This window comes from Hyphomonas pacifica (assembly GCF_000682675.1).
Classification (GTDB): domain Bacteria; phylum Pseudomonadota; class Alphaproteobacteria; order Caulobacterales; family Hyphomonadaceae; genus Hyphomonas; species Hyphomonas pacifica.
Window position 1 is genome coordinate 64,362 of sequence record NZ_AWFA01000005.1, and the last position, 21,295, is coordinate 85,656.

The 21,295-nt window shown below is 58.2% G+C and carries 19 protein-coding genes; 12 read left to right on the plus strand and 7 right to left on the minus strand.

Features of this window, described 5'->3' with window-relative positions:
- Nucleotides 1-182: 182 nt before the first annotated feature.
- The gene (locus HY2_RS16580; protein ID WP_162173274.1) at nucleotides 183-959 is read left to right on the plus strand and encodes a D-Ala-D-Ala carboxypeptidase family metallohydrolase; all 777 of its coding nucleotides are present in this window, start codon (nucleotides 183-185) and stop codon (nucleotides 957-959) included.
- 69 nt (nucleotides 960-1,028) lie between these two features.
- Nucleotides 1,029-1,937, plus strand: a complete 909-nt coding sequence (locus HY2_RS02710) for a LysR family transcriptional regulator (protein ID WP_034795377.1) — start codon at nucleotides 1,029-1,031, stop codon at nucleotides 1,935-1,937.
- Nucleotides 1,938-2,239: 302 nt separating this feature from the next.
- Here HY2_RS02710 and HY2_RS02715 read toward each other — a convergent pair whose 3' ends face one another.
- Both HY2_RS02715 and HY2_RS02720 read right to left on the minus strand, forming a co-directional pair.
- Nucleotides 2,240-2,704: a Dps family protein gene (locus HY2_RS02715; protein ID WP_034824476.1), complete on the minus strand. Its 465-nt coding sequence runs from the start codon at nucleotides 2,702-2,704 to the stop codon at nucleotides 2,240-2,242.
- Nucleotides 2,705-2,805: 101 nt separating this feature from the next.
- Nucleotides 2,806-4,017: a pyridoxal phosphate-dependent aminotransferase gene (locus HY2_RS02720; RefSeq protein ID WP_034824479.1), complete on the minus strand. Its 1,212-nt coding sequence runs from the start codon at nucleotides 4,015-4,017 to the stop codon at nucleotides 2,806-2,808.
- A 239-nt stretch (nucleotides 4,018-4,256) separates the two neighbouring features.
- Between HY2_RS02720 and HY2_RS02725 the strand changes: the two genes are divergently transcribed.
- Both HY2_RS02725 and uvrC read left to right on the plus strand, forming a co-directional pair.
- Nucleotides 4,257-4,559, plus strand: coding sequence for a hypothetical protein (locus tag HY2_RS02725; protein WP_034824482.1), 303 nt, complete (start codon nucleotides 4,257-4,259; stop codon nucleotides 4,557-4,559).
- A gap of 40 nt (nucleotides 4,560-4,599) precedes the next feature.
- Complete coding sequence (gene uvrC / locus HY2_RS02730; RefSeq protein ID WP_034824484.1) at nucleotides 4,600-6,474, plus strand: excinuclease ABC subunit UvrC; 1,875 nt, start codon at nucleotides 4,600-4,602, stop codon at nucleotides 6,472-6,474.
- Here uvrC and HY2_RS02735 read toward each other — a convergent pair.
- The gene (locus HY2_RS02735) at nucleotides 6,471-7,079 is read right to left on the minus strand and encodes a TetR/AcrR family transcriptional regulator (RefSeq protein ID WP_034824486.1); all 609 of its coding nucleotides are present in this window, start codon (nucleotides 7,077-7,079) and stop codon (nucleotides 6,471-6,473) included. The genes uvrC and HY2_RS02735 overlap by 4 nt on opposite strands.
- A 111-nt stretch (nucleotides 7,080-7,190) precedes the next feature.
- On the opposite strand from HY2_RS02735, the gene HY2_RS02740 reads away from it, so the two are divergent.
- Nucleotides 7,191-8,516: an oxygenase MpaB family protein gene (locus tag HY2_RS02740; protein ID WP_034824488.1), complete on the plus strand. Its 1,326-nt coding sequence runs from the start codon at nucleotides 7,191-7,193 to the stop codon at nucleotides 8,514-8,516.
- 95 nt (nucleotides 8,517-8,611) lie between these two features.
- Here the strand turns inward: HY2_RS02740 and HY2_RS02745 are convergent, their stop codons facing one another.
- Nucleotides 8,612-10,105, minus strand: coding sequence for a M20 family peptidase (locus HY2_RS02745; protein ID WP_034824490.1), 1,494 nt, complete (start codon nucleotides 10,103-10,105; stop codon nucleotides 8,612-8,614).
- Between the two features lie 117 nt (nucleotides 10,106-10,222).
- Here HY2_RS02745 and HY2_RS02750 point away from each other — a divergent pair, with 117 nt between their 5' ends.
- Entirely contained in the window at nucleotides 10,223-11,596 is a 1,374-nt protein-coding gene (locus HY2_RS02750) for an MFS transporter (protein ID WP_158533982.1), read from the plus strand.
- Here HY2_RS02750 and HY2_RS02755 read toward each other — a convergent pair.
- Complete coding sequence (locus HY2_RS02755) at nucleotides 11,593-12,204, minus strand: DUF924 family protein (protein WP_034824494.1); 612 nt, start codon at nucleotides 12,202-12,204, stop codon at nucleotides 11,593-11,595. The two genes, HY2_RS02750 and HY2_RS02755, sit on opposite strands and share 4 nt — an antisense overlap.
- Nucleotides 12,201-12,977: a bifunctional 2-polyprenyl-6-hydroxyphenol methylase/3-demethylubiquinol 3-O-methyltransferase UbiG gene (ubiG, locus tag HY2_RS02760; RefSeq protein ID WP_034824497.1), complete on the minus strand. Its 777-nt coding sequence runs from the start codon at nucleotides 12,975-12,977 to the stop codon at nucleotides 12,201-12,203. Before ubiG ends, HY2_RS02755 begins: the two co-directional genes overlap by 4 nt.
- Before the next feature lie 93 nt (nucleotides 12,978-13,070).
- On the opposite strand from ubiG, the gene HY2_RS02765 reads away from it, so the two are divergent.
- The 6 genes from HY2_RS02765 (at nucleotide 13,071) to HY2_RS02790 (ending at nucleotide 20,044) form a co-directional block, all read left to right on the plus strand.
- The gene (locus HY2_RS02765; protein ID WP_034824500.1) at nucleotides 13,071-14,318 is read left to right on the plus strand and encodes an aspartate kinase; all 1,248 of its coding nucleotides are present in this window, start codon (nucleotides 13,071-13,073) and stop codon (nucleotides 14,316-14,318) included.
- A gap of 26 nt (nucleotides 14,319-14,344) precedes the next feature.
- Nucleotides 14,345-16,609 (plus strand): phosphoenolpyruvate--protein phosphotransferase, encoded by a 2,265-nt coding sequence (ptsP, locus tag HY2_RS02770; RefSeq protein WP_034824503.1) that lies wholly within the window; start codon nucleotides 14,345-14,347, stop codon nucleotides 16,607-16,609.
- Nucleotides 16,610-16,701: 92 nt separating this feature from the next.
- A complete protein-coding gene (locus tag HY2_RS02775) occupies nucleotides 16,702-17,655 on the plus strand; it encodes a helix-turn-helix domain-containing protein (protein WP_034824506.1) in 954 nt (317 codons plus the stop codon).
- 65 nt (nucleotides 17,656-17,720) lie between these two features.
- A complete protein-coding gene (gene ispG, locus HY2_RS02780) occupies nucleotides 17,721-18,854 on the plus strand; it encodes a flavodoxin-dependent (E)-4-hydroxy-3-methylbut-2-enyl-diphosphate synthase (RefSeq protein WP_034824508.1) in 1,134 nt (377 codons plus the stop codon).
- A gap of 98 nt (nucleotides 18,855-18,952) precedes the next feature.
- Complete coding sequence (locus HY2_RS02785; RefSeq protein WP_146617148.1) at nucleotides 18,953-19,405, plus strand: hypothetical protein; 453 nt, start codon at nucleotides 18,953-18,955, stop codon at nucleotides 19,403-19,405.
- Between the two features lie 30 nt (nucleotides 19,406-19,435).
- A complete protein-coding gene (locus HY2_RS02790) occupies nucleotides 19,436-20,044 on the plus strand; it encodes a trimeric intracellular cation channel family protein (RefSeq protein WP_051594646.1) in 609 nt (202 codons plus the stop codon).
- On the opposite strand, the gene HY2_RS02795 is transcribed toward HY2_RS02790, so the two are convergent.
- The gene (locus tag HY2_RS02795; protein WP_034824510.1) at nucleotides 20,007-21,221 is read right to left on the minus strand and encodes an acyltransferase family protein; all 1,215 of its coding nucleotides are present in this window, start codon (nucleotides 21,219-21,221) and stop codon (nucleotides 20,007-20,009) included. The two genes, HY2_RS02790 and HY2_RS02795, sit on opposite strands and share 38 nt — an antisense overlap.
- Between the last annotated feature and the right edge of the window lie 74 nt (nucleotides 21,222-21,295).

The window sequence follows — 21,295 nt, forward strand, 5'->3', positions numbered from 1 at the left end:
CAAGGACTGATCCAATTTACGCCGAACTTCTCAAATTCCTGCTTCTACCTGCAATCGCGGCTTTCGCTGAGCTGACCACGCCGGGGTCACAAACACAGTCGACGGCGCAAATAGACGAGGTGGGGTTTGAGATCAGGGTTAATGGAACGCTGTCTTCCTTACCGCTGATCTCTGCATCCAGTATGCCAAGGGAGGCAATCGAGATTGAAGTTCCCAAAGGGGCCTCAATTGCCGTGAGTGCGGGAGAGATCTCGGAAGACGGCGGTAAGACCCTCTGGACGGCCCCGGATAATCCGGGCTTGGAAGATATGACGATCAGCTTCAACGGTCAGGAAAGCCGGGTGAACCTGTTCGTGCTCACACCATTTCGCAATGGAGTGGAAGACACGCTGAATGGCTATCGCATCGGCAAGTATGCGCAACCGCTCAGGAATATGAGCAGCTATGCCGTTCCACGCGGGTTTATAGACCTTACAGCCATGTCAGACGATGTGCGGGTCTCGCCGAATTTCAAGCTTGGGCAATTCCGTTGCAAACAGCAACCAGGTCATGAGCCGACTTATTTGCTGGTTCGGCCTGAAATGCTGGTGAAGCTGGAAATAATTCTTGAGGCCGCCAATGAAAAGGGGTGGGAAGCTGATACCTTCTTCGTGATGAGTGGATATCGTACGCCATTCTACAATGCCGCTATCGGTAACACGACGACGTCTTCTCGGCATCTCTATGGCGATGCGGCTGACATCTATATTGATCTGGATCGCGATGGGCAGATGGACGATCTTGATGGCAATGGTCGGATTGAAAAGGCGGATGCCTATGCACTCGTTGCCCTAATCGAGGATTTGTCAGCGAAGAAAGATCCCCGCTGGGTCCCTGGTGGTGGGGCTGCCTATGGAGCGAATGCGGCGCACGGGCCTTTCGTGCATGTCGACACGCGCGGATACAAGGCGCGCTGGTAGGGCGAGGACCCAGGCCACAAGCATTCTCCCTCTTGCCGGAACGTCAAATAGACGTCACAAACTGACCTTATGGATTGGGGCAAATTGAAGTCTTTTCACGCGGCCGCCGAAGCCGGAAGCCTGACCTCCGCAGGGGAGCGTCTGGGCATTTCGCAATCGGCTGTTTCTCGTCAAATTGCAGCTCTGGAAGAGGCGCTTGGCGTATCTCTGTTCCAGCGCCATGCACGCGGGCTTGTCCTGACAGATAGCGGCCATACGCTTTTTCGCTCCACCATGGAGATGGCCAGCGCGGCGCAATCAGCGAATACGCTGCTGAAAGACCAGCAAGAAACCCCGCAGGGCGAACTTATCGTATCCGCGCCGATGGCTTTTGGCTCTACCTGGCTGGTTCCGCGCCTGGGTACATTTGCCCGCAAGCATCCGGATCTCAATCTGGACCTGCGCCTTGATGACAGCCGGGAATATGACCTGCTGAAGTTAGAGGCGGAATGCGCCATCCGCCTGTGGGCCGCTGACAAGGCAGACCTGATCCAGCGCAAGCTGGGCACTGTGGCGACGAATTTGTATGCCGCGCCAGAATATCTGAAGGCTTATGGCATGCCGCGCACGCCTCAGGACCTCGATAATCACCGCATCATTGCCTATGGCGATGAAAGCTCGCTGCTGGATGTCATGAGCTTTGCCTGCCGGGTGGGACGGGATGACAGTCCACCGCGTCAGGCAGCCCTGAAAGTGAACAATGTGTTTGCCATGTTGCGGGCTGTCGATGCGGGGCTCGGCATTGCGGACGTGCCGGACTACATGGCCTCCACCATGCCGCGCCTTGTTAAGGTGTTGCCGGAAACCGTGGGGCCAATTTTCGATCTCTATTTTATCTACCCAAGCGATCTTCGGCGCTCCAAACGGGTAGCAGCTTTCAGAGATTTCATTACCGCTGAGACGGAAATCCTCCGGCGGCCTGCTATGCGTCACAATTAAGTCAAATTCCAATACTTCATGCATAAATGCATGAAAGCCCTGCTGAGACGCATCTTGTAATCACCGTAACAAGGGTTATTTAGCCGTTATGCCAAGGGTCCCGGGCATGTACCCAATCTTTCCTCCGATTGGGCGTTTCCTCCCCCCAACGGGACCCGATACTTCAGCCCGGCGCGTTCTCCGCAGCCGGGCTTTTTTTTACGCAATTTCCTGACGTGTTGCGCCGCAGCATTCCAAAACAAAACTGCCGCCCCTCCGGCAAGGAGAGGCGGCAGATGAAACAAGGGCAGGGGGCTTTTCGCCTAAAGGCTTGCGCGAAGCATCCAGGCGGTTTTCTCGGCAATCGTGGCGCGCTGGGTCATCAGGTCGGCGGTAACCATGTCGCCATTGTCCTCGGCAATCTTGAGACCCGTCTTGGCGGCGCGACTGATCGCTTCGTGGCCTTTCACCAAATTCTCCACCATCGTATCCGCATCCGGAATGCCGTTGTCCGGCTTGATCGTAGCCGGTTCAACCATTTCAGCGGCAGAGGCCGGGGCAAAATGGCCAAGGGCGCGAATACGTTCTGCAATCTCGTCCAAGGCTGTCCACAATTCATTATACTGCGTCTCGAACATAGTGTGCAGGGAATTGAAGCGTGGGCCTGTTACGTTCCAGTGATAGCCATGCGTCTTGGAATAAAGCGCATAGGTCTCAGCCAGCAGGACGCGCAGGGCATCTGCTGATGTACTACGGGCGTTATCATTCAGACCAATATCTACAGGCATGGGAAAACTCCTTTTGTCCTTACAGACAAAAGATAGGGAGTGCTGGTCTCATACGCCAATTAATAGGCCGAGATGCCGCTATAGGATTATCCTATAGGTGGCTATGAGAGGTTGGAGCAGAAGCGGTGGATGCGTTTCAGGGCTTCCTGCAGAGCTTCTGTAGATGTCGCATAGGACACCCGGAAGGCCGGCGCCAGGCCGAAGGCGGCGCCGAACACGACAGCCACTTTTTCCTGCTCAAGCAGCTCGGCGGCGAAGACCTCATCATTCTCGATCACTTTGCCGGACGGGCTTGTCTTACCTATTACCCCTGCACACGACGGATAGACATAGAAGGCGCCTTCCGGTGTCGGGCAGGTCAGGCCCGGCGTGTCGTTGAGGCCTTCGACCACCATGTCGCGGCGCTGCTGATACACGGCACGGCGTTCGGGCAGGAAGTCCTGCGGGCCATTCAGGGCCTCGACGCTTGCCCACTGGCTGATGGAGCAGGGGTTGGAAGTTGTCTGGCTGATCACCTTTCGCATGGCACCGATCAGCTTTTCAGGGCCGCCAGCATAGCCGATGCGCCAGCCCGTCATCGCATACGCCTTGGAGACGCCATTCACGGTAAGCGTGCGGTCGTAGAGACCAGGCTCGACCTGGGCGATGGTCCAGTATTCAAAGCCGTCATAGACGAGGTGCTCATACATGTCGTCTGTCAGGATCCAGACATGTGGATGGCGCAGAAGTACGTCTGCCAAAGCGCGCAGCTCTGCCTTGGTATAGGCCGCCCCGGTCGGGTTGGAGGGGGAGTTCAGCAGCAGCCATTTGGTTTTCGGCGTAATGGCTGCTTCCAATGCTTCGGGCGTCAGCTTGTAATTCACGTCCGGGCCGCACTGGACAGCGACCGGCTCACCGCTCGCCAGCAGCACCATGTCCGGATAGGACACCCAATAAGGGGCCGGGATGATGACTTCATCGCCCGGATTCAGCGTCGCGAGGAAGGCATTGTAGATGACCGGCTTGCCGCCGGGTGCAATGTGGATCTGGCCTGGCTTGTAGGTGAGACCATTCTCGCGCGAGAATTTCGCGCAGATGGCTTCCTTCAGTTCCGGCATGCCATCGGCAGGCGTGTATTTCGTCTTACCGTCGCGGATCGCCTTGATGGCGGCTTCCTTGATATTGTCAGGTGTGTCGAAGTCGGGCTCGCCTGCGCCCAGGCCAATCACGTCATGGCCTTCACGTTTCAGCTCATTGGCTTTCGTTGTAACGGCGATGGTGGCGGAGGGCTTTACGCGGTCGAGCGCGTCGGACAGGCGGATTTCGGCTGACATGATAGGGTTCCGGTGACTAGGCATGCGGTATCGCGGGCCCCGGAGTAATCCCGCCGCGCCGAGGCTGCAAGGGGGTGGCCAGAGTAATTGTGCCGCATCTGTGCAGGAAACCTTGCGCAGGGGTTAAGCGTCTCGCGCAAACTTAAATGAGCAATTACAACAAGATATTAGCCCTGTTTTGCTATGATCCAGGGGCGGGAGTATCCGAGAGTCCCTCTGGAGAGGTGAAATTTTTCGCCATGTATGAAGCAAGTAGCAATTCTGTCTTGAACCGCTTCCTGGATGAAGTGGCCCATACACTTAATGTCGCCTATCGGGAGACCAGTCTCTGGCTGGCGCGTCTGGATGACATGGAAAAAGTATTCCTGCTGAGTGGCTTCATCCTGATCCTGTTCATGCTGATTATCGTGAAGGCAGCCAAGCGACCGCACAATCCTGGCAAGGGACGTTCATTTTTCACGTCTCTGGTGCTGGTGATGGTGTTTGCCTTCGGGGCTGGCTGGATCCTCGATTCCCGATTGGACCTGTCACACTACCTCTAGGGTCTCGCATACTGACCTTTGGCAAGCTATCTGTAGGGCCATGAGCCCGACCGATTCCAGCGCATCGCCTCTTCGGGGCATTGATGTCATCAAGGACAATCTGAAACGCCTGCCAGCCCGGCCAGGTGTTTATCGCATGTTCGGTGAACATGATGAGGTTCTGTATGTCGGCAAGGCGCGGGACCTGAAGGCGCGCGTGTCGAATTATGCACGGCTCGGGGGGCACACGCAGCGCATCGCGCGGATGATCTCCATGACACGCCGGATGGAATTCGTCGTAACGGAGACCGAGACCGAGGCGCTGCTGCTGGAAGCCAGCCTGATCAAGAGTCTGAAGCCGCGTTTCAATGTTTTGCTACGCGACGACAAATCCTTTCCTTACATTCTGATACGCCGGGACCACGAGGCGCCACAGATCAAGAAATATCGTGGCAGCAAGATGGATCAGGGGGACTATTTCGGCCCTTTTGCCAGTGCTGGCGCCGTTATGCGGACGCTGGACACGTTGCAGAAGGCATTCCTGCTGCGCACCTGTGAAGACAGTGTATACTCAGTCCGTACACGCCCGTGCATGTTGCACCAGATCAAGCGCTGTGCGGCGCCCTGTGTGGGCCTCATTTCGACAGAAGATTATCAGGCCCTGGCAGATCAGGCGGCAGACTTTCTGCGCGGGAAGGGGGCGGACCTGCAAAAGCGTCTGGCAGCCGATATGGAACAAGCCGCCGAGGAGATGGAGTTTGAACGCGCGGCGCGCTTGCGTGACCGGATTCGCGCGCTGGCCCATGTTCGCTCTACTCAGGATGTGAACCCGGAAGATATTGAAGAGGCCGACGTGTTTGCCATCGAGATGGATGGCGGCGTTTCCTGTGTGCAGGTCTTCTTCATTCGGGCCGGGCAGAACTGGGGCGCGACGGCGCATTATCCACGCCATGAACGCGAACAGACGCCCGAGGAAGTTCTGTCCGCCTTCCTTGTGCAATTCTATGACAAGCGCCCGCCGCCAAGGCTTATCCTGGTCAATCAGATGCCGGATCAGGCAGAGCTGATTTCAGAGGCACTCGAACTGAAAGCTGGCCGCAAGGTGGAAGTGCGAAAGCCCGAGCGTGGCAGCAAGAAGGACCTTGTAGCCCAGGCCGCGCGCAATGCCAGCGAGGCGCTCTCCCGCAAGCTGGCAGAGACCGCCAGCCAGGCGCGCCTCCTGGCGGAAGTCGCGAAGGTATTCGAGCTTGAGGCCCCGCCGGAACGGATTGAGATCTACGACAACTCCCACATTCAGGGTACAAATGCCGTAGGCGGAATGGTTGTCGCGGGTCCAGAAGGCTTCATGAAGAATGCCTATCGCAAGTTCAATATAAAAGACGAGACGATCGAACCCGGTGATGATTATGGCATGATGCGCGAAGTCATGCGTCGGCGTTTTTCGCGTGCCCTGAAAGAACGGGATGAGGGCAACGGAGCCAACTGGCCGGACCTGGTGCTGATTGATGGCGGCCTGGGACAGATGAATGCCGTGATTGAGGCGCTGGCCGATATTGGTGTGACCCCGGATGATGTGAACCTTGTGTCCATCGCCAAGGGGGTGGACAGAAATGCCGGGCGGGAGCAATTCTTCCGGCCGGGCAGGCCGCCCTTCAAACTGCCGGAAACGGCGCCTGTGCTGTACTATCTTCAGCGCCTGCGCGATGAGGCCCACCGCTGGGCGATTGGCGCGCACCGGGCAAAGCGCTCTGCCGCGATCAAGACCTCGCCGCTGGACGAAATCGAAGGTGTTGGCCCGGCCCGCAAAAAGGCGTTGTTGCACCATTTCGGCTCTGCCAAAGGCGTTTCACGCGCCAAGGTCGCAGACCTGATGGAAGTTGAAGGCGTGAGTGAGGCTCTTGCGGAACGCATCTGGGGCCATTTCAACAGCGGCTAATCTATCCGTGTGCTGCGCATGGCAAGATTGTTGATGTAACTTTCCATCAAGTACACAATCTCATCTTCCAGTATGTTCGTATCAAGTTCCAGTTCAGGCTCGGCCGCCGCCGCGCGCAACAGATAGATGGCGGCGTGTGTGAGGATGAAGGTGGCTTCACGGCCCAGATTGAGCTGCACGTCGGCACTTTCCTGAAGCGATGCGAGGAGCGCAAGATGCTGACGACTCATCTCTGTGGCGCCTCCATTTCGGAAGAGGACGTCTGATAGCGCGATGCGCGTTTCGGGTGAGCCTTGTGGGCCATGGATCAGGGCGCGGACAATTGCGCGGATACTGGAAATTTCCGGGGTTTCCAGAATGATCTCGGTGACCAATTGCCGGATTTCATCACTCTCTTTCTGGGCAATGGCCAGAAGGATGGCATCGCGATCCTCAAAATACTGGTACAGCGTCCCGATGCTGACACCGGCCCGCTCGGCGATGTGATTGGTGGTAAGATTGCTGAGCCCTTCGGCCTCCAGAATCTGAAAGGCAGCCTCCAGAATAGCCTCAACCGTGGCTTGCGCCCGCTTTTGCGTGGGTTTTCTTCTTTTCTTTTCAGTCACTTGTAAGGCCTTTCGGCAAAGAGTCTGCCCATAATGAGGATGCGAGTAAAAATGTGAGCAATGCTTAGATTATACTGAGGACTGTGAAAAGATGCAGTCAGGAGAAGGTATATGCAGACTTCGCTCGAAGATGTTCATGAGCGTATCGAACGGCAGAAGATGGCCCTTCCGATGATGTATGGGGATGTCGATTTCTCGCAGGCACCTGAACGCTATACTGAAAATATCGCTGAAAGCTCCATGGCGAGCTATGCGGATAAATTCCCTGCGCCGCCTGCCGAGATGCGCGAACGGGTCAAGGCCTATACGATGCTGGGAGATGTCACGGCAGACGCCTATGCGTCGCTGATGGCCACTTATGGCTTCAAGCGTCTTGTCGAGATGCTGACCACGGCCTGTGACAAGGGATTGGAGGCTGTGCCCGACGCACCGCCTCAACTGGTTGCCCTGATCGAGGAAATGGAAACCAAACCTGACTGGCTGGATATGGATCTGGTACGCGAAGGGGCCCGGCTGAACCGTTTGCCCATGGCGGTCACGGCGCCCTGGATGATCCGCGGCGCGTTTCTTGCGACCTTTCTGAACAAGTATACGGCACTGCCCATGGCGCTGACCGGCACGCTGAGCCATGCGTCGGCGTCGCGCCGCGTGAATGAGACGGCGACCTTCTTTACCGTGACGACGCTTCCTGGCGCGCTGGAGCCGCGCGGGGAAGGTTTCAAGGCGGCGGCAATGGTTCGCCTGATGCACTCCATGGTCCGCTTCAATGTGATGCGCCGGATGCGCAATGTCTGGGATATTTCCGTCTACGGTATTCCTGTGCCGCAGGTGGACCAGATGCCCGCCGGCCTGATTGATGTGTTCCTGCTGTCTTACCAGATGCTGGAAGAGGGACGGACAGAGTTCACCCCGGATGAACGCGCGCAGCTGGAGTTCAGCCGTTATCGCTGTTACCTGTTGGGCCTGCCGGAAGATTTGTTGATGGATACGCCGCAAGGCATTGTCGACATCATGAATGCCCGCTCCGCCTCTATCCGGTCTGGCTTTGATGACGAGACCTGCGGGTCTCTGGTGCGTGCAACTCTGGCGACCTATTTGCCGCCAAATCGCTCCGTCGGGAACCAGATTCGCAATGCACTGGAGCGTCGCCTGGCGCGGCTCGTTCTGGTGAAACAGTTTCTCGGAGGGGATAGCAAAATGGCGCGGGATATTGGTGTCCCGGTCCAGCCGTTGGATTATGTTATTGCCGCAGTATTGTTCCCATACATCACGATGAAGATGGCGGCCTATAAAACGGCCCGTTCGATCCCTGGCGTCAGAAGTCTGATGGAGCGTCATCTGACGGCCAAGATACACCGTTTGCTGAAACGCTATGGCCATGCCGAATTTACATCGGATGCAGAGGCATATCGTCCGGCCGTGAAAGCGGCCGCGTAGGGGGCGGTAAGTGGGGGCTGTCTGGTGCCCTTCATGCCTGCGGGGGCAGGCGAAGGGCGCCAGACTGTTACCGTATCCTGACGGGGCGCAGCGCCTTATTCGTTAGGGCCGTCCATACCAAGGATGATCTGGGCATAGCCCTCTGACAGGCGCTTCATATTGGCGACTTCCAGCCGCTCATTTGTGCCATGAAAGCCATGCGTGTCTTCTTCCTTCACCAGGGCGGGGGCGAAGCGGTAGACATTCTTGCTGATCGCTGACGCATAACGGGCATCCGTCGCGCCCAGCACGAGGCTCGGCGCGGCAGGCGCGCCATCACCAACTTTTTCGGCCACGCTGGCCAGAACAGCATAAGCACGATTGTCCGTAGGCGACACAGGCGAAGCCGGGCTACTGATGCCGCCCTCGCCAAGGCTGACTTCGATGCCTTCGATGTCAGATGTCAGGTCTTTGACATGCTGCATCACGCTTTCTGGTGTGTCATTCGGATGGATACGGAAGTTTACAGTCGCCATGGCGCGCTGTGGCAGGACGTTCTCCTTTGCGGAGCCCGCCAGCATGGTTGGCGCTGTGGTCGTGCGGATCATGGCATTCCCGGCCGGTATCTTCGAGAATGAGGAATCCACCATGCCTTTGAACAGCCAGAGATTGGCAAAGGCCATGCGGTTCATGAAGGGCATGTCACGCGAGGAGGCTTCCAGAAGGTCTGAGATAGGCGGCTTGGAAAAGTCCGCAGGCATCTGGTTTTCATCCAGCGAAATGATGGCGCGTGAAAGGTTAACGGCGGCTGAATTGCGCGGGGGCATGGAGGAGTGGCCGCCCGTCGCATGTGCTGTGATAACAAGCGTGGTGTAGCCCTTTTCCGAGACGCCGATAAAGCCCATGCGTTTGCCGGTGAGCGGGGAGGGGTCCAGCACCATGAAGCCCTCATCGAGCACCATTTCCGGACTAATACCGCGCGATTTCAACAGGGCGATCCCCGCCTGCGCGCCGGAGCCTGAGACTTCCTCATCATGGCCGAACATGAAGTGGACTGTTCGCTCAGGCTGAAAACCGGCCTTGGCCAGAGCCTCTGCCGCTTCCATCAAGGCAATGAGATTGCCTTTGTCGTCCAGGGCGCCGCGTCCATAGACATAGCCGTCAATGATCTCTCCGGCGAAGGGCGCGCCGGTCCAGTCGCCCTCAGTGCCGATATTGACCGGTACAACATCCTGGTGGGCCATCAGCAGCAGTGGATTGAGAGAGGGGTCAGAGCCTTCCCATGTATAAAGCAGGGTCAGCGTGCCGGGAACCAGTTCGCGTTTCATGGCCGCATGGGCGGCAGGATAGGTCGCTTGCAGCCAGTCCTGAAACTCCAGCCAGGGGCCTTCCTGACCTGGGCGCGGGTCTCCGGGGGCAACGGTAATCGTGCGGAACTGAATAGCCTCGCTAAGATGCGCGGCGGCCTCTTCCGCGGAGACAGCAGGTACATCCGCGAGTTCAATGCGATCACCTACGCTGCCGCTACCATAAGAGAATGTGCGTACCAGAAGCACGGCCACAAGCACGACGATCAGGGCCATCATGCCCAACAGGATTTTCTTCAGCATATTTCTCCGCCCTCCCGGATTTATTTAACCTGTGTCAAACGCTGCCGTCCCGACGTCAACCATTCTGACGTTAAAAAATGACTTGGCCGTCACGTTTTTAGCATGCACGATGCCAGAATGACTGACGCAAGTGGCCGGCGCCTGTCTCTTCCTCGTGTGCTCGCGTTCAGCACACTCAGCATCCCGCTTGCCGGCGTGGGGCTTCCCGTGAGCGTGTATCTGGCGCCCCTCTATGCCAATGAGGTTGGGCTCGGGCTGGAACTGACCGGCCTCTTGTTCATGGTGCTACGATTGTGGGATCTGGTTACAGATCCCGTCATGGGCATACTGGTGGACCGGTATCGCAGCCCTCTGGGGCGTGTGCGGCACTGGATCCTGATAAGCGTGCCCATTCTGGGCGTTGCGACCTTCTTTATCTATTTGCCGCCGAGGGAAGGGGTAACGCCCGGATACTTCATCGTCTGGATGCTGCTATTCTATGTGGGGTTCACCTTGCTGCAGACATCACGCTCGGCATGGGTGCCAGCCATTGCGCGGGATTATGATGATCGCTCGCGTCTGTTCCTATGGGCTGAGATTATCAGTGTGCTGGCAATGTTGGGTCTTTTGGCTGTCCCGGCAATTCAGGCGGCTATGGGGCTGAACGTCGATCGGTTTGCGCAAGTGGCCATGATGGGATGCCTGTTGCTGATTTTCCTGCCGCTATCGGCCATTCTTTCTACGGTTTTTGTTCCCGATCCGCCGATGAAAGGTGAGGCCGAAGGTGCGGACCGGTTTGACCTGAAATCCGTCCTGGCCGCGCTGCGCAACAAGCTGCTTGGTCGTGTGTTACTGGTCGAGATACTGGCCGGTACGGCCATTGCCGTGACGGCGGCAAATTACCTGTTCGTGGCCGAGCACGTCTTCAAGATGACAGATGCGGGCGCCAGCATGATCCTGATGCTGTTCTTTCTGTTTGCGGCCATGGCCATGCCATTTTGGCTCAAGCTTGCCGCGAAGACGGAAAAGCATGTCGCATTCTGTGCGGCTGCGCTGACGGCATCTATCAGCTATATCTATTACTATATCGCGGCTCAGCTCGGTACCGGCATGTTCTGGTTGCTGCCCGGCGCGATCCTCAATGGGGCGGCTTTCAGTGCGCCACTTGTGCTCACACGTTCCATGATTGCTGATATTGTCGAAGAGCAGACCTCCCGTACAGGGGAGAACCGCTCTGGCATTTACTATTCCATGCTGACAAGCGCTTTCAAGCTCGGCGCCAGTCTGGCGATGGGGGTAGGATACTTGATCCTGGGGCAGGTGGCCGGGTTTCATCCGGGCAAGGAAAACACGCCCGAAGCCATTCACGGCCTCCTGCTGGTTTTCTGCCTTTTGCCAGGCATTCTGTACGTATTGGCCGCGATTGCGGCTTCGTCCTACACGCTGACCCGTGAAGTTCAGAAGTCCCTGGCGAACTCCATGGACCCGCGCGGCCCGGAACTGATGGATTAAAAGCCACCGCCTTCGGCCAGCCATTCCTTTTCTTCCTTGGTGGACTCCCGGCCAAGGGCTTCATTGCGGTGCGGGAAGCGGCCGAATTGCTCAATCACCTTCTTGTGGGCCTCGGCATAGTCGAGCGTGCTTTTGGCAAATTCCTTGAACGGTTCGCGCGCATCTTCTGCAAGTTTGGTGAACAGGGCGACGGAGCGTTCCTGGTCTGCCATAGTTTCGGAATGCTCAAGTGGCAGATAGAAGAAAACGCGCTCGGTTTCCGACAGCTCCTGATCCTGACCAAAGGCCAGGCCGTCCTGACAAAAACGCAGCGCGAGGGAATCCTGATCGAAGGCGCGTTCCTCGCCGCGGAAGATATTGCGGCTGAACTGGTCGAGCACGATGATGGTGGCCAGACGCTGGCGCGCGCCCTGTTCGGCCCAGTCGTCGGCGAAGGGCAAATGGCTCATCTCTTCGAGAAGGGGCAGAAAACGCGTCCGAATCTCTGCGTCGGTCTCGTCGGATTTGCCGAACCAGAGTTTGTGTTTCTCTTCGATGGCCTCTGCAGACTCATTGGTCTCGCCGATCCAGTAGGTCAGCACATCCTTTGGCATGGGCAAATCGGTCATTCGACAGGTCTCCGGGCTACGATCATGTAATTGACTTTCGTGTCACTGGAGATCTTCCAGCTATCCGAAAGTGGGCTGTAGGACACACCTGTCGCGGGCTCTACATCCATGCCTGCGGCCTTCAGGCCGGCAGTGGCCTCATCAGGAGTTACAAATTTTGACCAGTCATGTGTTCCGCGCGGCAGCCAGCCCAGCACGTATTCCGCGCCTACTACTGCCGTCGCAAGGGCCTTGGCCGTGCGGTTGAGGGTGGCGACGATCATCAGCCCGCCGGGCTTCACCAGGCTGGCTGTGTCCTTCAGGAACTGGTGGGGATCTGCGACATGTTCGACCACTTCCAGATTGAGAACAATGTCGAATAACGCTTCGCCGCCATCGATCAGCCCTTCGGCTGTGCCGGCGCGATAGTCGATGTCGAGGCCTTGTTCCAGGGCGTGCGTCATCGCGGTCTTGATGTTTTTCTCCGACGCATCGACGCCTGTGACAGTTGCGCCAAGCCGCGTCATCGGCTCGCAGACCAGGCCGCCGCCGCAGCCAATATCCAGAAGCCGCAGGCCTTTCAGCGGTTCCTTAAGGCCGGTGGCAAGTCCGAAATGCTGCTCTGCCGTTTCACGGATAAAGCGTAGGCGGACAGGATTGAATTTGTGGAGCGGGCGGAATTTTCCGCGCGGGTCCCACCAGTCTGCCGCCATGGCTGAGAACTTCGCGACCTCGTCCGGATCGATGCTCGGCGTGGAGGGGGTTCCAGTTGAACCTTCAATCGTAACTGTCATGCATCAACAATCCTGTTTGATCCGGGCGAAAACACACCCTATGAGGGCCCATATAAGAGGATATCCCTTTAAGACGACAGGATATGGGGCGAAATGGCGCGCACGGTTCTGAAATTTGGTGGCACATCAGTGGCAGACCTCGACCGGATTGCCAATGTGGCGGACATTGTCGCCGCACGGGCAGCTCAGGGTGAGCATATGGCGGTTGTAGTGTCCGCCATGGCAGGAGAGACCAACAAGCTGGTCGGCTTTGCCGAAGGTGCTGCGGGCGACAAGCTGCCCCGCGAACAGTTTGATGATGAGTATGATGTTGTTGTCGCCTCCGGTGAGCAGGTAACGGCAGGTCTTCTGGCTCTGGCCCTGCGTCGGCGCGGCCTGAAGGCGCGCAGCTGGCTTGGCTGGCAGCTGAAGCTGAAGACGAACAAGAGCCATGGCCGCGCGCGGATCATGGGCTTTGATGATTCCAGCCTGCCGGATTCGATTGATGCAGGCGAAATCGCCGTGATCGCCGGGTTTCAGGGCGTCACCGATGACGAGCGCGTTGCCACACTTGGCCGGGGCGGGTCCGACACCAGCGCAGTCGCGGTGGCGGCAGCCCTCGAAGCGACGGTTTGCGACATCTACACCGATGTGGACGGCGTCTACACGACAGACCCGCGCATCGTTCAGAAGGCGCAACGTATCGAAAAGATCTCATTTGAAGAGATGCTGGAAATGGCGTCTCTTGGCGCCAAGGTTCTGCAGACCCGCTCTGTGGAAATGGCGATGAATCACAATGTTCCCGTACGGGTGCTGTCGAGCTTTCTGAAGCCTGGCGAGCCCAATCCGGGAACTCTTGTCTGTTCAGAGGAAGAAATCGTGGAAAAACAGGTTGTCAGCGGAGTTGCCTATTCCCGTGATGAAGCAAAGGTCACGCTCTATGGGGTGCCGGACAAACCGGGCATCTCAGCGATGATCTTCTCGGCGCTTGCAAGGGCAGGTGTGAATGTGGACATGATCGTGCAGGCACAGGCCCGCGGCCCCGACCGTGCCAACATGGTGTTCACCTGCACAGACCGTGACAGCCCGATTGCCAAGGAAACGCTTGAAAGTCTCAGCGGTGAAATTGGTTATGACAGCCTCGAAGTTGTGCGCGATGTGTCAAAAATCTCGATTATCGGCGTGGGTATGAAGAGTCATACGGGTGTTGCCGAGACAATGTTCAAAGCATTGTACGAGAAGGGCATAAATATTGATGTGATCGCAACTTCAGAGATCAAGATTTCGGTTCTGATTGCGGCCCCCTATACTGAATTGGCAGTGCGTGCACTTCATACGGCCTTCGGTCTTGACGCTGCCTGAGGCAGGCTGCGACAAACAGCCTGACAATGGCTTATAATCTACCCGCGACACGCCTGCTCATGAACCGACTTCGCCAGGTGATGGCGGAGGAGGGGGAAACACGCTCGCGGTTGGACAAGGTCGTCCGCCTCATCGCTTCGACGATGGTGGCAGATGTGTGCTCCATCTATCTGAGATTGCAGGATGGGGAATTGTTGCTGATCGCCACCGAAGGCCTGAAGGCCGATGCTGTTGCGGCAACCCGCCTGAAAGCAAATGAAGGTCTGGTCGGCCTCGTTGCCCGCCGGGCCGAGCCGATGGCTATACAGGATGCGCCACGTCACTCTTCATTCTCCTATCGTCCTGAAACGGGGGAAGACCCATTCCACGCGTTTCTGGGCGTGCCGATCCTTCGTGGTGGACGCGTCATCGGCGTTCTCACGGTGCAGAACCGCACAGAGCGCGCCTATGATGATGAGGAAGTCGACAATCTTCAGACAATTGCCATGGTGCTGGCAGAGATTGTCGACCGGATTGATCCTGACGCGCTGAACAATGGCGGCGACGAAAAGCGGGAGCGCAATACGGCCAGCTTGAAGGGGCGTGTTTTCTGTGAGGGCCTCGGCTATGGCCGCGCCGTACTGCACGACCCGGTTGTCCCGGCGGCCAAGTTCTTCGCGGCAGACCAGGTGACCGAAAGCCGCCGTCTGAAAGAGGGGATGGAGGAACTGAAAGCCTCCATCGACCGGATGATGGCGCTGGACGGCGCCGCGCTGGGGGAAGACCCGCGCGATGTGATGGAGACCTATCGGCTGCTGGCACATGATCCGTCTTGGGCCGAGAAGCTGCAGGAAGGCGTGAAGTCCGGCCTGTCAGCGGAAGCGTCTGTTGACCGTGCCCGCCGTGAGCACAGGGCTCGCCTGCAAAGCGCGCGCGATCCCTATCTGCGCGAACGCCTTCATGACCTTGAAGACCTCGATAACCGACTGCTGCGCATCCTTGGGGGGGATGAAGGCAAGCCAGAAATCAGTGAGGAACGCAGCGTACTTGTTGCGCGCCGTCTCGGTCCGGCAGAGCTGCTGGAATATTCCAATACCGGCCTGCGCGCGATCCTCATGGAAGAAGCGGCGGCTTCCTCCCATGCTGCCATTGTGGCACGCGCACTGGGCATCCCGACGCTGGGCGGGATTGAAGGCCTGACAACGCGGATTGATCAGGGCGACTGGGTGATTGTTGATGCCGAAGACGGCACACTGCACATCCGGCCGGATGATACGCTTTACGACGCCTATAAGGATCGCGTTTCTCTCCGGTCAGACCGTCAGGCGGCGTATGCGGCACTCAAGGATATGCCTGCCCGCACAACGGATGGCGTGGACATTTCCCTGATGCTGAATGCCGGGCTCGACCTCGACATGGAGATGATGCACCAGGTCGGTGCAGATGGCGTCGGGCTGTTCCGCACGGAATTCCAGTTCCTCGTATCTGAGACCCTGCCGCGCGTGAATGATCAGATTGATCTCTACAAGCGCGTGCTGGACAAGGCCGATGGCAAGCCGGTCATTTTCCGCACGGTGGATCTTGGCGGCGATAAAGTATTGCCCGCGCTGAATCTGCAGCGTGAGGAAAACCCGGCGCTCGGCTGGCGCTCCATCCGGTTTGCGCTGGACCATAAAGGTCTGTTCCGGCGCCAGCTGCGGGCCCTGGTCAGGGCGGCAGGCACCCGTCCGCTGACCGTCATGTTCCCGATGGTGACATTGCCGTCGGAGTTTGAAGAAGCGCGCGAATTGCTGTTCCGGGAAGTCGACTGGTCCGAGAAGCGTACAGGCCAGCGCCCCTGCAAGGTGGAAGTCGGTGTGATGCTTGAAACGCCTGCCTTGGCCTATAGCCTGCCCGAACTGTCCGGATCGGCAGAATTCCTGTCGGTCGGCACAAATGATCTGATGCAGTTCTTCTTTGCTGCGGACCGGATGACGCCTTCAGTTTCAGACCGGTATGACATGGTCTGTCCCAGTGCGCTCAGATTCCTCCGGGATGTTTCGAAGTCCTGCAAGGCGAACAATATCCGCATGTCGGCCTGCGGTGAGGCGACGGGGACGCCGCTCTCTGCTCTATGCTTCGTGGCGCTCGGCTTTACGACGCTTTCGATGTCGGCTGCGTCCATCGGGCCGGTCAAGCAGATGATCCGCTCCGTTAACCTTGAAAAGTTCCAGACAGACTTTTTGGCTGCGCTTGATGCGCCTGAGCCGGATTTCCGTAACCAAGTGTTAGCTTTGGCAGCTGATCATGGAGTGGAACTGACAGATGGTTAATTTCGTGGGCCCATATTAATACCACATTCGTGGACCAGAATTTGCGCGTCTGAGAGGTCAAGACCTTCAGGGGACAGGTGAGCTGGAAGAATATGGTACAAGACGACTTTACGCCGGAACATGATCGCAATGCTTCCCAGAATGAGGGGGATTCTGTGTCTTCTGTAGATGCTGTTGCAGAGCCCGTGGCTGAAGACACGCGCACTCCGCGCGAGCGTGCGATGGAAATCTTCAGAACCCGTTCGTATGAAGGCGAGAGCCTCCGAATGGGACAGGTGCTGCGCCGTGTCCGCGAGACGCTGGGCCTGACGATTGAGGGCATTTCCGCAGATACGCGCCTGCGCAAGGATTATCTGATGTGGATTGAGCGCATGGAGGTCGGTGACCTGCCAGGCGGCGGCTATCTCAGCGCCATTCTCAATACGTACGCAAGGTACTTGAACCTTCCCGAGAAGGATGTGATCCGCGCCTATACGCAGGAATGCGGCGGCGTGGAAGATGTGAGACATGATGCACCTGTGCCGAAAATCGGCGGTATTGCGCCGGACCGTCCGAAATGGCCTTTGGCCGTGGCGGCAGCTCTTGTGCTGGCCCTGATGGGCGCAGGCGCTGTCGGCCTGTCGCAATTCATGCGGCAAGAGCCTGAACTTGCCCCCGCGCCCGCTGTTGTCGCTGTGAATGGCGCACGCGAAAGCCTGTTTGCTGGAACGGACGCTTCGCAGCGCCCCGTGCCCAAGAACCTGCCGCTGGAACTGCACGCTGTCCGTCAGGGCTGGCTGGAAGTGCGCGGCGCTGATGGCACGATTTTCCGCAGCCGTACCATGGCGCCGGGGGAGAGCTATTTCCCGCGCCTCAATGCCGGCTGGACCGTTTCGGCCCGCGATGGCGGCGCGTTTGAATGGCGTGTCGGCGACCTTACGGTCGGTCCCCTCGGGCCGGAGGGCGCAGAGGTCTTTTCCGTCAGCGTGGATGAGCAATTGCCCCGGGCTGCGGAGGCTGCTGCGCCGGCGATGGCTGCAAATGGTGGCAACAAGGCGTCCCGCTAGGCTTGCCTTGCCGGGCCAGACCCGCCATGTGAGGCACATAGTTCACCGGACAGGGAACCCGCGCGATGTCGCATAATCCAATCCGTCCCTGGCGTTCGATCGAGCGCCGCAAATCCCGTCAGATCCGTGTCGGCAACGTGCTTGTCGGGGGCGATGCCCCGATTGCCGTGCAGACGATGACCAACACGCCAACCGAGGATGCTGCCGCCACAATCGCGCAAATCCAGCGCGCGGCAGAGGCTGGCGCAGATATTGTGCGCGTCTCCTGCCCGACGGAAGACGCGACGGCCGCCATGCCGCAGATCTGCCGGGAAAGCCCGGTGCCGATCGTTGCGGACATCCATTTCCACTACAAACGCGCGCTCGAAGCGGCAGACGCCGGTGCGGCCTGCCTGCGTATCAACCCTGGCAATATCGGGTCAGAGGCGCGCGTGAAGGAAGTTGTCGCGGCGGCCCGCGCGAATGGCTGCTCCATCCGGATTGGCGTCAATGGTGGCAGCCTGGAGCGTCACCTTCTGGAAAAGTATGGCGAGCCATGCCCTGACGCGATGGTCGAAAGCGCGCTGGACCATGCACGCATCCTCGATGATCTCGGCTTTCACGAGTACAAGATCTCGGTGAAGGCCTCCGACATGTTCCTCACGGTTGCGGCATATCAGCAATTGGCGGAAGTGACCGATGCGCCGCTGCACCTTGGCATTACAGAGGCAGGTGGCCTGCGGACCGGCACGGTCAAATCCTCTATCGGCATGGGCGCGCTGCTCTGGGCCGGGATTGGCGACACGATCCGCGTCTCCCTCTCTGCCGATCCGGTGGAAGAGGTGAAGGTCGGCTTCGAAATGCTGAAATCGCTGGGCCTTCGCACGCGCGGCGTGAACATCGTCGCGTGCCCCAGCTGCGCGCGTCAGGGCTTTGACGTCATCAAGACGGTCGAGATTCTTGAACAGCGCCTCGCACACATTTCTGAGCCGATTTCACTCTCCATCATCGGCTGTGTCGTGAATGGCCCCGGTGAAGCGGCGCTGACCGATCTTGGCTTCACGGGTGGTGGCAAGGAAAGCGGCAAAATGTTCGTTTCCGGCCGCGCGGACCATAATGTCTCCAATGCGGAGATGGTGGATCACATTGTGGAGCTGGTCGAAAAGCGGGCTGAAGCCCTGCGCCGGGAGCGTGAAGCGGCTGAAGTTGCGGCCGAATAGAGAATATTTTCCCTAAATCTCAATCAGTTGGCTTCCGTTCATCTTGTCTGGGTTACATTTCGGCAATGTAATGTCAGGCTGGATGAATAGAGGGACGCATGCGCAGGACACTTATTGCAGGAATGATCGCGGCCGGGGCGGGCCTTGGTCTGACAGGTTGTACGGCTGCTGATCTGGATGCCTTTTCGGCAGCCATGGCAGAGGCTTCTTACGACACGACTTACAACACTGCCTACGCGCCGTATGGCACAGCCTATTCGCCCTATGGGTACACGCCGTCTCCCTACAATGTGAATGGCACCTGGACGGGCTATAATGAGTGCGTCTCGACGGGCAGCTTCTATCAGTGCGACACGAATGGCGATGGCTATGCCGATATGTTTGGCGACACAAGCAATGGCACGATGACCTCTTCCAGCCTTAAGATAAATGGTCGGGGAGAGGCCTATACTTGGGGCAGTGACTGCGCCTGCTGGGAACGCAACCGTGCCTATGATGGCCCCCGCACGGATGATGACCATCACCATCATCATGGGCACTACAGGGATTGATCTTGGCCGCCAAGCAGCCTTAATCCGGGGATGTCTCCCGATTTCCTTCTGATCTTTGCAGACCGCGCAGGTGTATTCGTGTTCGCCATTTCCGGCGGTATCGTGGCCGTGCGCAAGCAGATGGACCTGTTCGGCGTAATCGTGATGGCTTTCCTGCCAGCCATAGGTGGCGGCACGCTTCGTGATCTGATCCTGTCTCAGCCTGTATTCTGGCTAGAGGATACCCAGACGCTTGGTCTTGCCGTAGGAGGCGGGCTTGCGGCTTTTTTCTTTCATCGCGGGCTGGAGAATTTCCGTCCTCTGCGCTGGGCAGATGCATTCGGGATGGCGCTGTTCGCGGTGACCGGTGCGGCGAAGGCGACTGCGCTTGGCTATGGTCTGCCGGTGGTGCTGATCATGGGCACGATGACGGCCAGCGCCGGCGGCCTGTTGCGGGATGTCGTGGCCAATGAAGAGCCGCTGCTGCTGAAGAAGGATATCTACGCAACAGCGGCGCTTCTGGGCTCTGCCGTTTATTTCCTGATCGGCCTGTGGTTAGGCGACGAGGCGCTGGCCTTTGCGCTTGGGCTCGCCGCTGCCTTTGTGATTAGGGCTATGGCGATCATCTTCCACCTGTCGCTGCCGCGATCACCTTTCTAGAGACAGGTGATCTGGAAAACGGCTTTAGACCAAAGACGGGCCTGAGGAAGCCAACGCGCCGGATGACGAGTTCGTGCAACAGGGCGCAGCCAATGAACGTGCCTCCAATGACCAGCAGGGCTTCCATGCCAACCGGCAGGCCCTGACGCGTCAGCCAGAAGCCGAGCATTACAATCAATGTCTGGTGCAGAATGTACCAGGGAAAGATGGCCTCTGTCATATAAGTCAGCGCGCGGCTGGGGCGGTTCAGATAGCGCTGGCCGAGGCCCAGCAGGGTCGCAATCATGATCCAGGCATAGACAATACGCGCAAAGCGTGCGGGCCAGATGATCCATTCCTGATCTGCTGTGATCTGATTCCAATCATTCCAGATGAATGTGAGCGCTGCGCCGAGCACGAGAACCAGACCAATACCCCAAGGCAAGGCGCGCTGAATAGCGCTCCAGAAGGCGCGGTCCTTGGCCAGCAGGAAGCCGAGCATCAGGATGGTCAGGCTGTGTGCGTGGTTTGACCAATCCCAGACAAGATCATGCGTGGTCGGGAAGTGCCTATCCAGCGTAAGGCGATAGAGCAGGAAGGGGGCAGACGGCAGGGTCAGCGCGACAAGCGGGCCCCACTTTCCGCCAAACAGAAACTGGGTCACCTTCGCGCCGCGTCCGGCCATGAAACGGGAGACCGGGCCAGCAAACGGCGCCAGTATCAGAGTATAGACGAGCAGGTAGACGACATACCAGAGATGGTTCCAGGTCGGTGTCGTGATGGAAAACTCAGACCCGAAATCCAGATAATGCGGCCAGAAGGCAAGGAAATCGCCCTGGAACTCTCCAGTCTCCACCAATTGCAGCCAGCTTTGCGGCGCAACCACGACAGCCATGCCGAACAGGATGGGGAGGCCCAACCGTACGCTGCGTTCACGGGCGAGCTTGGAGCTACCGAGTTTATCTGCAGCAAACCGCAGCGCAGCGCCGGAAATGAAGAAGAGAAGGGCCAGCCGCCAGGGGTTCAGCAGGCGCATGGCCCATTCCGCTTCCGGCCCGGAGTGCACGCTTTTCACATGCCAGTCCCACGTCACGTAGAACATGCCGGAATGGTAGAGGATCAACAGTCCGAAGGCGATGATGCGCAGCCAGTCAAGATCATAGCGGCGCGGGAAAGCTTGGGCAGCAGTGGTGGGCATGGGAACTCCTTTGTCTCATGCATCTGGAATGCGCTGCCGCGCGGTATCCTGCATCCGGCAAGGGGTATTCGGTG

Bases quoted from the DNA above. Each gene is read 5' to 3' on its own strand.
- HY2_RS16580 (WP_162173274.1), top strand. From the start codon at position 183: ATGCCAAGGGAGGCAATCGAGATTGAAGTTCCCAAAGGGGCCTCAATT.
- HY2_RS02710 (WP_034795377.1), top strand. From the start codon at position 1,029: ATGGATTGGGGCAAATTGAAGTCTTTTCACGCGGCCGCCGAAGCCGGA.
- HY2_RS02715 (WP_034824476.1), bottom strand. From the start codon at position 2,704: ATGCCTGTAGATATTGGTCTGAATGATAACGCCCGTAGTACATCAGCA.
- HY2_RS02720 (WP_034824479.1), bottom strand. From the start codon at position 4,017: ATGTCAGCCGAAATCCGCCTGTCCGACGCGCTCGACCGCGTAAAGCCC.
- HY2_RS02725 (WP_034824482.1), top strand. From the start codon at position 4,257: ATGTATGAAGCAAGTAGCAATTCTGTCTTGAACCGCTTCCTGGATGAA.
- uvrC (WP_034824484.1), top strand. From the start codon at position 4,600: ATGAGCCCGACCGATTCCAGCGCATCGCCTCTTCGGGGCATTGATGTC.
- HY2_RS02740 (WP_034824488.1), top strand. From the start codon at position 7,191: ATGCAGACTTCGCTCGAAGATGTTCATGAGCGTATCGAACGGCAGAAG.
- HY2_RS02745 (WP_034824490.1), bottom strand. From the start codon at position 10,105: ATGCTGAAGAAAATCCTGTTGGGCATGATGGCCCTGATCGTCGTGCTT.
- HY2_RS02750 (WP_158533982.1), top strand. From the start codon at position 10,223: ATGACTGACGCAAGTGGCCGGCGCCTGTCTCTTCCTCGTGTGCTCGCG.
- HY2_RS02755 (WP_034824494.1), bottom strand. From the start codon at position 12,204: ATGACCGATTTGCCCATGCCAAAGGATGTGCTGACCTACTGGATCGGC.
- ubiG (WP_034824497.1), bottom strand. From the start codon at position 12,977: ATGACAGTTACGATTGAAGGTTCAACTGGAACCCCCTCCACGCCGAGC.
- HY2_RS02765 (WP_034824500.1), top strand. From the start codon at position 13,071: ATGGCGCGCACGGTTCTGAAATTTGGTGGCACATCAGTGGCAGACCTC.
- ptsP (WP_034824503.1), top strand. From the start codon at position 14,345: ATGGCTTATAATCTACCCGCGACACGCCTGCTCATGAACCGACTTCGC.
- HY2_RS02775 (WP_034824506.1), top strand. From the start codon at position 16,702: ATGGTACAAGACGACTTTACGCCGGAACATGATCGCAATGCTTCCCAG.
- ispG (WP_034824508.1), top strand. From the start codon at position 17,721: ATGTCGCATAATCCAATCCGTCCCTGGCGTTCGATCGAGCGCCGCAAA.
- HY2_RS02785 (WP_146617148.1), top strand. From the start codon at position 18,953: ATGCGCAGGACACTTATTGCAGGAATGATCGCGGCCGGGGCGGGCCTT.
- HY2_RS02790 (WP_051594646.1), top strand. From the start codon at position 19,436: ATGTCTCCCGATTTCCTTCTGATCTTTGCAGACCGCGCAGGTGTATTC.
- HY2_RS02795 (WP_034824510.1), bottom strand. From the start codon at position 21,221: ATGCCCACCACTGCTGCCCAAGCTTTCCCGCGCCGCTATGATCTTGAC.